General features: G+C 69.9%; 8 protein-coding genes and 1 riboswitch. Of the genes, 7 read left to right on the forward strand and 1 reads right to left on the reverse strand.

Going from position 1 to position 13,276, the window contains the following annotated elements; all coding sequences use genetic code 11:
- Nucleotides 1–106 precede the first annotated feature (106 nt).
- Entirely contained in the window at nt 107–3,679 is a 3,573-nt protein-coding gene (metH, locus tag AOM45_RS32300; protein WP_030472310.1) for a methionine synthase, read from the reverse strand.
- Nucleotides 3,680–3,692: 13 nt separating this feature from the next.
- A riboswitch (S-adenosyl-L-homocysteine riboswitch) is annotated at nt 3,693–3,774 on the reverse strand.
- Nucleotides 3,775–3,837: 63 nt separating this feature from the next.
- Between metH and AOM45_RS32305 the strand changes: the two genes are divergently transcribed.
- The 7 genes from AOM45_RS32305 to AOM45_RS32335 all read left to right on the forward strand — a co-directional run bounded on the left by AOM45_RS32305 (nt 3,838) and on the right by AOM45_RS32335 (nt 13,211).
- Nucleotides 3,838–4,668, forward strand: coding sequence for a patatin-like phospholipase family protein (locus tag AOM45_RS32305; protein WP_236703907.1), 831 nt, complete (start codon nt 3,838–3,840; stop codon nt 4,666–4,668).
- A gap of 113 nt (nt 4,669–4,781) precedes the next feature.
- The gene (locus AOM45_RS32310) at nt 4,782–6,476 is read left to right on the forward strand and encodes a glycosyl hydrolase family 8 (protein ID WP_030472312.1); all 1,695 of its coding nucleotides are present in this window, start codon (nt 4,782–4,784) and stop codon (nt 6,474–6,476) included.
- Nucleotides 6,477–6,542: 66 nt separating this feature from the next.
- Nucleotides 6,543–7,847, forward strand: a complete 1,305-nt coding sequence (locus AOM45_RS32315; protein ID WP_035913116.1) for a serine hydrolase domain-containing protein — start codon at nt 6,543–6,545, stop codon at nt 7,845–7,847.
- A gap of 7 nt (nt 7,848–7,854) precedes the next feature.
- Entirely contained in the window at nt 7,855–8,556 is a 702-nt protein-coding gene (locus AOM45_RS32320) for a MerR family transcriptional regulator (RefSeq protein ID WP_030472314.1), read from the forward strand.
- 206 nt (nt 8,557–8,762) lie between these two features.
- Entirely contained in the window at nt 8,763–9,647 is an 885-nt protein-coding gene (locus AOM45_RS32325) for a DUF5829 family protein (RefSeq protein ID WP_201780107.1), read from the forward strand.
- A 65-nt stretch (nt 9,648–9,712) separates the two neighbouring features.
- On the forward strand, nt 9,713–12,199 hold the full coding sequence (locus AOM45_RS32330) for a helix-turn-helix transcriptional regulator (RefSeq protein WP_030472316.1): 2,487 nt from the start codon (nt 9,713–9,715) through the stop codon (nt 12,197–12,199).
- 40 nt (nt 12,200–12,239) lie between these two features.
- Nucleotides 12,240–13,211 carry an alpha/beta fold hydrolase gene (locus AOM45_RS32335; protein ID WP_030472317.1) on the forward strand — a complete coding sequence of 324 codons (972 nt, stop codon included), beginning with the start codon at nt 12,240–12,242 and terminating at the stop codon, nt 13,209–13,211.
- The last annotated feature ends 65 nt before the right edge of the window (nt 13,212–13,276 follow it).

Genomic DNA, 13,276 nt, shown 5'->3' on the forward strand with positions numbered 1-13,276 from the left:
AGGGAAGACGGTGATCGAACTCCGGAGCGGCCGATGCTACATCGCGTGGCACCAAATCGGGATAACGCCTGCCAATAACGGGAAGCGCTTTCACGTTACGGATGCGTCAGGAAGGGTCGTAACCCAGGTTCGGCCGCAACCACTGCTCGACTTCCGCGACCGTTTTGCCGCACCGCCGCGCGTAGTCCTCGACCTGGTCGCGCCCGAGCCGTCCGACGGTGAAGTACTTCGCGTCCGGGTGCTGGAAGATCAGGCCGCTCACGCTCGCCGCCGGCGTCATCGCGAACGACTCGGTGAGGCCGACGCCGATCTCCTCGGCGCCGAGGAGATCGAAGAGCTGGCGCTTCACGGTGTGGTCGGGGCAGGCCGGGTAACCGAGCGCTGGCCGGATGCCGCGGAACTTCTCGGCGTGCAGGTCGGCCAGCTCGGGCTCGGCGTCCGGCTCGAACCAGTCGCGGCGGGCCCGCAGGTGGATCCACTCGGCGAACGCCTCGGCGAGCCGGTCTGCCAGCGCTTTCACCATGATGGCGCGGTAGTCGTCGTTCTTCGCCTCGTACTTCGCGGCCAGTTCGTCCGCGCCGAGAATCGTCACCGCGAAGCCGCCGACGTGGTCGCCTTCCGGGGCGACGTAGTCCGACAGCGAACGGTTCGGGCGCGAGACCTGCTTCTGCGTCTGCTGCCGCAGCATCGGGATCAGCACGCCGTTGCCGAGCTGGATGTCGTCACCGGCCGAATGCGCGGGCCAGAACCCGTAGACGCCCTTTGCGGTGAAAGAACCATTGGCGATGATTTCGTCCAGCAACGCGTTCGCGTCGTCGAAGAGTTCGCGTGCGACCGGCTGCTCGAGGATCGCCGGGAACTTGCCTTTCAGCTCCCAGGCGAGGAACAGGAACGTCCAGTCGATGAACTCGCGCAGTTCCGCCAATGACGGGGTCATCGTGCGAGTGCCGGTGAACGCGGGGGTCGGCAGTTCGGTGAAATCGACCTTTTCCGCGTTCGCGCGGGCCGCTTCCAACGAGAGCAACGGCAGCTGCTTGCGGTTCTCGTGCTGGTGGCGCAACCGGGCCTGCTCGGCGCGGTTCGCGATGTTCAGCTCGTGCGCGCGCCGGTCGTCCAACAGATCGGAGACGACGCCGACGACCCGTGACGCGTCGAGCACGTGCACGACCGGTTCGTCGTAGACCGGGGCGATCTTCACGGCGGTGTGCTGGCGGGACGTGGTGGCGCCGCCGATCAGCAACGGCAGCTTCATGCCGCGCCGCTGCATCTCCTCGGCGACCGAGACCATCTCGTCCAGCGACGGCGTGATCAGCCCGGACAGGCCGATGACGTCGGCGTGCTCCTTGATCGCGGTGTCGAGGATCTTCGCGGCCGGGACCATCACGCCGAGGTCGATCACCTCGTAGTTGTTGCAGCCCAGCACGACGCCGACGATGTTCTTGCCGATGTCGTGCACGTCGCCCTTGACGGTGGCGAGCACGACCTTGCCGTTGCCGCCGGCCGTCGACTTGGGTTCCGCGTCCATGAACGGTTCGAGGTAGGCGACCGCGCGCTTCATGACGCGGGCGCTCTTCACGACCTGGGGCAGGAACATCTTGCCCGAGCCGAACAGGTCGCCGACGACCTTCATGCCGTCCATCAGCGGACCCTCGATCACGTCCAGCGGCCTCGGCAGCTGCTGGCGTGCCTCCTCGGTGTCCTCTTCGATGAAGTCGACGACACCGTGCAGGATCGCGTGCTCCAGCCGCTTGCCGACCGGCGCCTCGCGCCACGACAGGTCCACGACCCGCTTCTGGCCGGGACCCTTGACGGTCTCGGCGTGCGCGACGAGCCGGTCCGTGGCGTCGTCGCGGCGGTTGAAGATGACGTCCTCGACCAGTTCCAGCAGCTCCGGCTGGATGTCCTGGTAGACGACGAGCTGGCCCGCGTTGACGATGCCCATGTCCAGGCCCGCCTTCACGGCGTGGAACAGGAACGCGGAGTGCATGGCCTCGCGGACGACGTCGTTGCCGCGGAACGAGAACGACAGGTTGGAGATGCCGCCGCTGGTGCGCACACCCGGACAGCGCTGCTTGATCAGCGGCAACGCGTCGATGAACGCCTTGGCGTACCCGTTGTGCTCCTCGATGCCCGTGGCGACCGCGAGTACGTTCGGGTCGAAGATGATGTCCTCGGCGGGGAAGCCGACCTGCTGCGTCAGCAGGTCGTACGCGCGGGCGCAGATCTCGACCTTGCGTTCGGTCGTGTCGGCCTGGCCCTGCTCGTCGAACGCCATGACGACGACGCCGGCGCCGTAGTCGCGGATCGTGCGGGCCTGCTCCAGGAACGGGCGCTCGCCCTCCTTGAGGCTGATCGAGTTGACCACGCCCTTGCCCTGCACGCAGCGCAGACCGGCCTGCAGCACGCTCCACCGCGAGCTGTCGATCATCACCGGGATGCGGGCGATCTCCGGCTCGGTCGCGATCAGGTTCAGGAACGTCGTCATCGCCTGCTCGCCGTCGAGCAGGTCGGCGTCCATGTTGACGTCCAGCAGGTTCGCGCCGCCGCGGACCTGTTCCAGCGCGACCGCGAGCGCGGCCTGGTGGTCGTCGGCCTCGATCAGCCTGCGGAACTTCGCCGAACCCGTGACGTTGGTGCGCTCACCGATCATCACGAACCCGGTGTCGGGGCCGATCTCGAACGTCTCCAGCCCGCTGAACCTGGTGGTGTTGCGCGGTTCGGCGACCTCGCGCGGCTGCTCGGTCCTGACCGCTTCCGCGATCGCCCTGATGTGCGGGGGAGTGGTGCCGCAGCAGCCGCCGACCACGTTGACGATGCCCTTGCCGGCGAAGTCCTTCAGCAGGGCCGCGGTCTCGTCCGGGGTCTGGTCGTAGCCGCCGAACGCGTTGGGCAGCCCGGCGTTCGGGTGGCAGGCGACGTAGGTGTCCGCGAGGCGAGCGAGATCGGTGACGTGCGGGCGCATCTCCTCGGCGCCCAGCGAGCAGTTCACGCCGACGACCAGCGGCTTCGCGTGCTCGACCGAGTTCCAGAACGCCTCGACGGTCTGACCGGACAGCGTGCGGCCGGACAGGTCGACGATCGTCACCGAGATCCACAGCGGCAGGTCCGGCGCGACCTCGCGGGCGGCGGCGATGGCGGCCTTGGCGTTGAGGGTGTCGAAGATCGTCTCGATCAGCAGGAGGTCGACGCCGCCTTCGTGCAGCGCGGCGATCTGCTCGGCGTAGGAGGCCTTGACCTGCTCGAACGTGACGGTCCGGAACGCGGGGTCCTCGACCTTGGGCGAGAGGGAGAGCGTGACGTTGAGCGGGCCGACGGACCCGGCGACGAACCGGCCGCCGAACTCGTCCGCGGCCTGCCGGGCGAGCCGCGCGCCCGCGATGTTCATGTCGCGCACGCGGTCTTCCAGCCCGTAGTCGGCCTGGGCGATGGACGTGGCGGTGAACGTGTTGGTGGTCGTGATGTCCGCGCCCGCCGCGAGGTACTGCCGGTGCACGTCGAGCACCAGGTCCGGTCGCGTGAGGTTGAGCAGGTCCGGGTCGCCGACGACGTCGGTGTGGTGGTCGCCGAACTCGGTGCCGTGGTAGTCGGCTGGGGTGAGCTTCACCTGCTGGAACATCGTGCCCCAGGCGCCGTCGAGCACGGCGATCCGCTGGTTCAGCAGGGACTTGAGACCAGCCACGTGCGCTCCCGAGAAGTCGGAAGCGCCCTTGTTTCGTGGTGGTGCGAGACCGAGCGTGGCAGGCGTGGTGGCCTGTTGCAGCGCTTCTCGGCCTCCGTTGAAGGTTACCAAGAGCGACCATTCCCCAGGAACCCGTCCCACTCCCTAGGATGACGACCGTGACGGAGAAGCGGGCGTTGGTTCTCGGCGGCGGTGGTGTCACCGGAATCGCCTGGGAGACAGGGGTTCTGCACGGGCTGGCCGAGGAGGGCGTCGACCTGGCCGGGGCCGACCTGTTCGTCGGCACGTCCGCCGGGTCCGTGGTGGCCACGCAGCTCGCGGGCGGTGTCCCGCTCGCCGACCTCTACGCGAGCCAGCTCCTGCCGCCCGACGGGGAGATCCCGGCACGGCTGACCCCGTGGATGATCGTCAGGTACGTGCTCTCGTACCTGATGCCGGGAACCGCGGCCGACAAGCGCGCCCGGCTGGGTCGTGCGGCGTTGAAGGCCCGCACGCCGTCGGAGGCGTCGCGGCTGGAGGTCTTCGAGAGTCGGCTGTCCATTCAGGACTGGCCGGAGCGCGCCCTGAAGGTCACCGCCGTCGACACCGCCGACGGGAGGTTCGTCGCGTTCGACCGGGACAGCGGGGTGCCGCTGGTGAAGGCGGTGGCGTCGAGCTGTGCCGTGCCACTGGTGTGGCCGCCCGTCACGATCGACGGTCACCGGTACATGGACGGCGGCATGCGGTCGGTGGCCAACGTCGACCTCGCCGCCGGGTACTCGCGGGTCGTGGTCGTGGCGCCGTTGACGCGGTCGGCCAGTCCGGCGGCGACCCCGCAGGCGCAGGCCGCGAAGCTCGGCGTGCCGTCGATCGTCGTGAGCCCGGACCAGGCCGCGCTGGCGGCGATCGGGCCGAACCTGCTGGATCCCGCGCGCCGCCGACCGGCCGCCGAGGCGGGCCTGGCGCAGGCCGCGTCGGTCGCCGAGGCGGTTCGCCAGGTCTGGAACTGATCACTGTTCGAACGTGCAACAACTGGTCGGTATCTCTTGTCCAGGGGTGATGACCTGCTTACCGTCGCCGGACTCGCATTGTCAGCTTTGTTAACCAATTGCTGGAGGCGGTCGTGGGCGGCAGAAGGTTGGCGTTGGGAGCGCTCGGGCTCGTGCTCGGCCTCCTCGCGGCAGGGACGATCAGTGCATCGGCGGCGGATCCACTGGTCTCCCGCGGCAAGGCGGTGACGGCATCCTCGGTCGAGGGGGCCGGGTTCGAGGCGAGCAAGGCGGTCGACGGCAGCACCTCGACCCGCTGGGCCTCGCTGGAGGGGCACGATCCCGAGTGGCTGCGCGTCGATCTCGGCACCGCCCACACCATCAGCAGGGTCAAGCTGAACTGGGAGGCCGCGTACGCCAAGGCCTACCGCGTGCAGACGTCACCGGACGGGTCGGCGTGGACCGACATCTACTCCACCACCACAGGTGACGGCGGCGTCGACGACCTGACGTTGTCTGGTTCGGGTCGCTATGTCCGGATCTACGGCACGGCGCGCGGCACGTCCTACGGCTACTCGTTGTGGGAGCTCGAGGTCTACGGCGTGGACGGCGGAACGACCCCGCCGACGACGACCACGACACCCCCGACGACGACCACGACGCCACCGTCTGGCCTCGGCTACCCGTTCGGCAGCAGGCAGACCCCGTACGCGGCAGGCATTTTGCGGCCGTCGGGCAGCACGTCCACGCTGGACGCCAAGATCGTCGACTACTACCAGGGGTGGAAGTCCGCGTTCGTCAAGCAGAACTGCGGCAACGGCTGGTACCAGATCATCTCGCCGGACGCGAAGTTCCCGTACGTGGCCGAGGCGCAGGGCTACGGCATGGTGATCACCGCGACGATGGCCGGCGCCGACCCGGACGCGAAGAAGATCTTCGACGGCCTGCTGAAGTACAAGCTCGCGCACCCGTCGGTCAACAACCCCGACCTGCTGGCCGCCGAGCAGGACACCGCCTGCAAGAGCGTCAACGGCAGCGACAGCGCGACCGACGGCGACATGGACACGGCGTACGGGCTGCTGCTGGCCGATCGCCAGTGGGGCAGCGCCGGCACGTACAACTACAGGCAGATCGCGCTCAAGAACATCAACGCGATCAAGAAGAGCCTGGTCAACCCGAACACGAACCTGTTGCTGATGGGCGACTGGTCCGGCCCTGACGACAGCAGGAAGTACTACGGCTCCCGGTCCTCCGACTGGATGTCCGACCACTTCCGGGCGTTCCGCAAGGCCACCGGAGACTCGGCGTGGGACACGATCCGCACCAAGCACCAGGACCTGATCGCCTCGCTGCAGTCGAAGTACGCCTCGGGCACCGGCCTGCTGCCGGACTTCGTGCAGGACACCAACTCCACGCCGAAGCCCGCGGTCGGCGAGATGCTGGAGGAGGCCGCCACCGACGGCAAGTACTGGTACAACGCGTGCCGGGACCCGTGGCGCATCGGAGCGGACGCGGCGGTGACCGGCGACGCCAAGTCGCTGGCGGCGGCCCGCAAGCTCAACACGTGGATCAAGGGCAAGACCGGTGGCGACCCGAGCAAGATCGCGATCGGGTACGACCTCAACGGCACGCAGATCAACGCCGGCTCCGACGCGGCGTTCGTGGCGCCGTTCGCGGTCGCGGCGACGACGGACGCGTCCAGCCAGGCCTGGCTGGACGCGTTGTGGAACAAGATGGTGGCCACGCCGATCTCCACGGACACGTACTTCGGCGCGAGCATCCAGCTCCAGGTGATGATCACGGTGACCGGCAACCACTGGGTGCCGTGACCTGAGCCACTCCGCCCTGCCCCGGGGTTGACCTTGACCCAGGGGCAGGGTTCGAGCATTTCCGTCATGAACAACGACTTCGTCGCGGAGACCGCCCGCCACTTCGACATCCCCGGCGCCGCCGTCGGCGTCTTCCACGACGGGCAGGAGCACTTCTTCTGCCACGGCGTGACCAGCGTCGAGAACCCGTTGCCGGTCAACGAGAACACGCTCTTCCTGCTCGGCTCGGTGACCAAGACCTACACCGCGACCGCGATCATGCGCCTGGTGGCGGCCGGCCGGATCTCGCTGGACGCCCCGGTGCGCGAGTACGTGCCGGAGCTCGAGCTCGCCGACGACCGCGAGTTCACCGTGCGGCAGCTGCTCAACCACACGTCCGGCCTCGACTGGGGCACGCTCGCCGACACCGGTGAGGGCGACGACGCGCTGGCCAGGCACGTTGCCGAGCTGGCGACGCTCAAGCTGGTCGCGCCGGTCGGCGAGCGGCCGTCGTACAGCCAGTCCGGTTTCAACCTGGCCGGGCGGATCATCGAGAACGTCACCGGGCAGACCTACGAGCAGGCGATCACCGCGTTGCTGCTGGAACCGCTCGGCCTGGGCAACACGCACTTCGACCGGGACGCGGTGATGACCCGCAGGTTCGCCGTCGGGCACGAGAAGGGCGAGGTCGCGCGGCCGTGGCGGCACTGGCGCGCCAACAACCCCGGTGGTGGCATCGCGGCGTCGGTCGCGGATCTGCTCGCGTGGGCCCGTTTCCACCTGGGCGACGGGGACGGGATCGACCTCGCCGAGATGCGCCGGCCGACGGCGTCGTTGCGCGGCAGCAACCTCGGTGACGCCATCGGGGTCGGCTGGTTCCTGCGCGAGATCGACGGTGTTCCGGCGATCGGGCACGGTGGTTCGTCCAACGGCCAGTTCGCGGAGCTGCTGATCGTGCCGTCGAGGAACTTCGCCGTGGTGTCGATCGCGAACCAGGGCCCGGACGGGATTCCGTTCAACCAGGCGGTGGTGCGCAGGGCGCTGGAGGAGTGGATCGGTGTGCTGGACCGCGATCCCGCGCCGTTGCCGTACAACCCCGTTGCGGCGCAGGAGGTCGCGGGCCACTACGACAACGACGCGATGGTGATGACGATCGGCGACACCGGCGAGGGGCTGGTGCTGGAGGTGCTGATCCGGCCGGAGATCAGGGAGTCCGCGGAGGTGGAGCTGCCTGCCGACCACGCGCCGTTCCCGATGGGGCTGCTGCCGCGCGACGAGTACGTGATCACGGACGGCGCGTTCACCGGCCAGCGCGGGTTCTTCACGCGGGACTCGGACGGCGTGGTGATCGGCGTCGATCTCGCCGGTCGGATGTTCGGCCGGGTGCGATGATGCGCGGATGATCACGATCGGCCAGCTCGCCCGGTACGCGGGCGTGACGATCAAGGCGGTGCGGCACTACCACAAGGTGGGGCTCCTGCCGGAACCCGAGCGCGACCACTCCGGTTACCGCCGCTACCGCGCGCAGGACGCGATCGACCTGGTCAAGATCCGCACGCTGGCCGAGGCCGGTGTGCCGCTCGCCCGCGTGAAGGAGCTGCTCGCGGCGGGGGAGGAGGAGTTCGCCTCGGCGATCACCGAGATCGACGAGGCGCTGCGGCTGCGGCAGGAGGAGATCCGGCTCGCGCGCGAACGGGTCGTCCGGCTGAAGGCTGGCAACGGGTTGTTCCTGACCGAGGAGGCCGCGGCGATGCTGGAACGGTTGCGGGCGCTCGGGGTGAGCGAGCGGGGCGTGCGGATGGAACGCGACGTCTGGGTGCTCATGCAGACCGTCGCACCGCAAGAGGCGTCGATGTGGCTCGCGGACAAGGCCGAGGCGCTCGCCGATCCCGAGTTCGGGCAGATCTACCTGGCCTACGACGAGGCGTTCGGCTGGTCGCCCGACGACCCGCGGCTGCCCGCACTGGCCAGGCGCGCGGCGGCGTGGCTGGCGTCGCGGCCGCCGCTGCCGGTGGCGGATCCGGAGATCACCTCGCTCGCGATGTCGGCGGCTGGGGTGTCGTCGCCGGCGTGGGATCGGATGGCCGTGCTGGCGCGGTGAGGCGGGTCCTGGCACTGTCGGCGGCGGGGGTCGTCGCCGGCGTGGGATCGGATGGCTGCGCTGGCGAGGTGAGGCGGATCCCGGGACTGTCACCGGCGGGGGACCGGATGGCCGCGTTGGCGCGGTCAGGCTCCGGCATTTGGTAAGCAGAGTCCGCCACTGTTTCACTTGAGTCCGGCTTGAGCCGTCGGCCATACGATCGGCCCATGGGGACTCGTCGGGTGTTGTGCATGATCTTGGCCGTCGCGCTGGTGCTGGTCGCTTCCGGGCCGGCCCGGGCAGGAGACCGGCAGTTGTTGTTCTACAACCACGTTTGGGGAACCTTCGATCGCGCCACCGCGGACGCGGTCGAGCACTCCGCCTACCTCAAGCAGTTCGCGGACTTCGAGGTGCGCACGACGAGGGGTGCGGACGGCAAGGTGTGGACGGCCCGCTACCTGCGCGGCCAGGAGACCTACCTGGAGATCTTCGGCCGCGGTGACGTGCCGGGACAGGACGGCCAGCCGGGTTCGGCCGGTCTCGGGCTCTCGACCGAGCACGACGGCGACCTCGGCGTGCTGAAGGCCCGGTTGCGTGCCGCGGGCTCGACGCCGGAGGAGTCCCTGCAGTCGCGCGACTTCGGTGACGGCAAGCCGGTGCCGTGGTACGACGCCGTGTTCCTGACGGAGAAGTACGACCGGTTCGGCGCGTGGGCCATGGAATACCGCGACGAGTACCTCAACGACCCGCGCAGCCAGGTCGGGCCTCCGCGGTTCCCCGGCGACGTCAGCCGTGAGCGCTACCTGCCGGACACCTACCGGGATCGGCTCATGCGCAACGTCACGTTCATCGGTGTCGCCGTCACGGCCGGGGATCTGGCGGTCGCCTTGCCGTTGCTGCGGGCGGGAGGGTTCGTGCTCTGGACCGAGCCGGGGGCGGTCGTGGCGACGCGGGGCGGCACGACGATGCGGTTCGACGAGGTGCCGCTGGGCCGGACCGGGCTCAAGCTGGTCGAGTTCGAGCTGAACCGCACCCCGGCGCCGCACGTGGAACGGCTCGGCGCGTCGACGCTGGTCGTGGGGCCGGGTAAGCGCGCGGTCTGGACGTTCTGACACGGCCGACGCTGGTCGTGAGGCCGGGCAAGCGCGCCGTCTGGACGTTCTGACACAGTTGGGTCATGTCGCTGGTCGGACGTGAGCGGGAACGGGAGCGGCTGGCCGCGCTGGTCGGGTCGGGCGGGGCGCTGCAGATCGTCGGTGAGCCCGGTGTCGGCAAGTCGGCGCTGTTGTCCTGCCTCAACGGTCACCGGGTCGTCGGGGTCGAGGCCGAACAGGACCTGCCTTACGCCGGACTGCACCAGGTGCTGCACCCGTTTCTCGATCTGTCCACTTTGTCCACCGTGCGGCGCGGTGCGTTGGAGGTCGTGTTCGGACTGTCCGACGGCGCCGTGCCACCGGTGCACCTCGTGGGGCTGGCGGCGCTGGAGTTGTTGAGCGCGGCCAAGTCCGTCGTGCTGGTCGACGACGCGCAGTGGCTGGACCGGGAGAGCAGGGACGTCCTCGGGTTCGTCGCGCGGCGGCTGTCGGACGCCGTGCTCGTCGTGACCGCTTCGGCGCCTGTGTTCGCGGGTGTGCCTGTGCTTTCCTTGGAACCCTTGGATTCTGACGCCGCACGGGCGTTGCTCGACGCGGTCGCGCCGGAGCTGGACGCCGAGCGCCGGTCGTGGGTGCTCGCGCAGGCCGCCGGGAACCCGTTGGCGCTCAACGAACTCCCGTTCGGCGGCGACTCGCTGGAGGAGACGTTCGGGGCGCGTGTTCTCGCGTTGCCTGTCGACGTGCGGGCGGAGTTGCTGGTGGCGGCCCTGGGTGGACCGCGGGTCGGAGTGCGGGCTGCCGGAGTGGTCGACCGGGACGGGGAGTTCCTCCACCCGTTGGTCAGGTCCGCGATCGTGCGGGCGGCCTCCGAAACGGAACGTCAGGAGGCTCACCGGAGGCTGGCCGCCGCGAGCGACGAGCCGGATCGCCGGGCGTGGCACCTGGCCGCCGCCGTGACCGGCAAGGACGAGAACGTGGCTCGCCTGCTGGAGAACACCGCGGACCGGGCACTGCGGCGCGGGGGTGCGGCGGCCGCGGTGAGTGCGCTGGAACGGGCCGCGTTGCTGGGCGACAGGTCTGAGCAGGCCCGGCGGCTGCTGCGGGCCGCAGAGCTCGCGGCGGAGGCGGGGCGGCGTCCCGACGTCGAGCGGATCCTGCTCGGTGTGCGCGGGCTGGACCTCACGGCGCGGGAGCGTGCTCTGGTGACGTGGCTGCCCAGCGCGTTCGACGACGGCGTGGGCGAAGGCGCGGCCGGGCCGGGGGAACTGGTGCGGCTGGCCGAGGCCGTGGTGGCCGACGGTGACGTCGAGCTGGGCCTGCGGATCTTCTGGAGCGTCGCCATGCGGTGCTTCTGGGTGGAGCCGGGCGCCGCCGTCCGCGAACGGATCGCCGCGGTGGCGCGCCGGTTGCCGATCGACCCGCAGGACCCGCGGATGCTCGCGATGCTGGCCTACGTGTGCCCGGCGTCGCAGGGTGACGTGGTGGTGGCGGGCCTGCGCGGCTCGTTCGACGTCGTGACGTCGCGCCTGCTCGGCAGCGCGGCCCTCCAGGTCGGCGCGTTCGCGGAGTCCGTGCGCTTCTCCGTTGCGCCACAACGGGATTTCCGCGCCCAGGGCCAGTTCGGACTGCTGGCCCGCGCCCTCGCCGTCGAAGCGTGGAGCCGAACCCGCCTGGGCGACATCGCCGCGGCCGAGCCGGTCGCGTGCGAAGCCCTGCGGCTGGCCGAGGAGACGGACCAGCCGTACATGCGCGGCCTGGCCGAAGCCGTGCGGGCGGAGATCGCCGCCCTGCGCGGCGACTACGCGGAGTCCGCTTCCCTGGCCGCGTCGGCTGAACGCATCGGCCTGGCCGCCGGTGCCCGCCCGGTGCTGGCGACCGTGCAGCTGGCCCGTAGCCTCGCCGCACTGGGCGAGGGCCGCTACGCCGACGCGTACGCCGCAATCCGCCGAGTCCACGACCCGGCGGACCCGGCCCATCAGCTCGCTTTGCGCAGGTACGTGCTCCCGGAACTGGTCGAGGCCGCCATGCGCAGCGGCAACACCGACGAGGCCCGCAAGATCGTGGAGGAACTGGACGCCACCACCCGTTCACCCGCACTCGCCAGCGGTGTGAGATACGCCCGCGCCCTGCTGGCCGGCGACGACGACGCCGAGGCGCACTTCCAGGCCGCGCTGGACGCCCGCAGCTCGCCGTGGGACCGCGCACGAACCCAGCTGGCGTTCGGCGCGTGGCTGCGCCGGCAACGTCGTGCCGCGCAGGCCCGCCCGCACCTCAAGGCGGCGGTGGAGGCGTTCGCGGCCTTCGGTTTCCGCGACTGGGCTGAACGGGCGCGGGAGGAGCTGCGGGCGTCGGGGGAGTCGCGCAACGGGTCCGGCGTGCTGACCGAGCACGAGCTGACGATCGCGCGGATGGCGGCGGAGGGGCTGACGAACAAGGAGATCGGGGAGCGGCTGCACCTGTCGCACCGGACGGTGAGCACGCACCTGCACCGGATCTTCCCCAAGCTGGGGGTGGCGGTGCGCGCGGAGTTGGGGAAAGCGTTGATGACGTACCCCGACACCGTCACCTGACGCTCGCGACCCTCAAACCCGCACTCCTACCGTCGATCTCATGATCAGCAGGCGACAGTTCTCCCGGGCACTGGCGGTCGCGGGCGTGACGGCACCCCTCCTCACCCCCACCGCCACGGCGAAGCCCTCCTGGGGCGAGATCAAGCAGGTCAGGGCCGGTCTGCTGAACATCGGCTACGCCGAGCTCGGCCCGGCGGACGGCCCCGTCACGATCCTCCTGCACGGCTGGCCGTACGACATCCACAGCTACCAGGACGTGGCGCCCGCGCTCGCCGCCCGGGGCCGCCGGGTGCTCATCCCGTACCTCCGGGGCTACGGGCCGACACGGTTCCTGCACGCGCGCACGGTGCGCAACGGGCAGCAGGCCGCGTTGGGCAGTGACGTCATCGCGTTCATGGACGCCCTCAAGATCCGCGAGGCGACCGTGGCCGGGTTCGACTGGGGTGCGCGGACCGCGTGCATCACTGCGGCGCTGTGGCCGGAGCGGGTCAGGGCGCTGGTGTCGGTCAGCGGGTACCTGATCGTCAACCTGGAGCAGAACCAGGAGCCGCTCAGCCCGCAGGCCGAGCTGGGCTGGTGGTACCAGTACTACTTCGCCACCGAGCGCGGGGTGAAGGGCTACACGCAGAACACCTACGAGTTCAACAAGCTCATCTGGAAGCTCGCCTCGCCGCAGTGGAACTTCGACGACGCCACCTATGCCCGCAGCGCCACGGCCTGGCAGAACCCCGACCACGTCGCGATCGTCGTCCACAACTACCGGTGGCGCCTCCAGCTCGCGGAGGGCGAACACCGCTACGACGGGCTGGAGCGCAGGCTCGCCGAGAAGCCCGTGATCAGCGTGCCGACGATCACGATCGCCAGCGACTTCGACGGGCCCAACAAGAGCGGTGCCGCCTACCGCAAGCAGTTCAGCGGGCGTTACGAGCACCGGGTTCTCGACGGCATCGGCCACAACGTGCCGCAGGAGGCTCCGGAGGCGTTCGCGCGCGCCGTGCTCGACGTCGGCTGACCTCTACGTCCCGTTCGTCTCATTTTGACGGTCCACAATGGAATTCGCTCGGCATGCCATGATGC

It is taken from the genome of Lentzea aerocolonigenes (assembly GCF_000974445.1).
GTDB classification, from domain to species: Bacteria; Actinomycetota; Actinomycetes; order Mycobacteriales; family Pseudonocardiaceae; genus Lentzea; species Lentzea aerocolonigenes.

Excerpts from the sequence above, each read along its gene's own strand:
- AOM45_RS32315 (WP_035913116.1), top strand. The coding sequence starts at position 6,543 with ATGAACAACGACTTCGTCGCGGAGACCGCCCGCCACTTCGACATCCCC.
- AOM45_RS32320 (WP_030472314.1), top strand. The coding sequence starts at position 7,855 with ATGATCACGATCGGCCAGCTCGCCCGGTACGCGGGCGTGACGATCAAG.
- AOM45_RS32325 (WP_201780107.1), top strand. The coding sequence starts at position 8,763 with ATGGGGACTCGTCGGGTGTTGTGCATGATCTTGGCCGTCGCGCTGGTG.
- AOM45_RS32330 (WP_030472316.1), top strand. The coding sequence starts at position 9,713 with ATGTCGCTGGTCGGACGTGAGCGGGAACGGGAGCGGCTGGCCGCGCTG.
- AOM45_RS32335 (WP_030472317.1), top strand. The coding sequence starts at position 12,240 with ATGATCAGCAGGCGACAGTTCTCCCGGGCACTGGCGGTCGCGGGCGTG.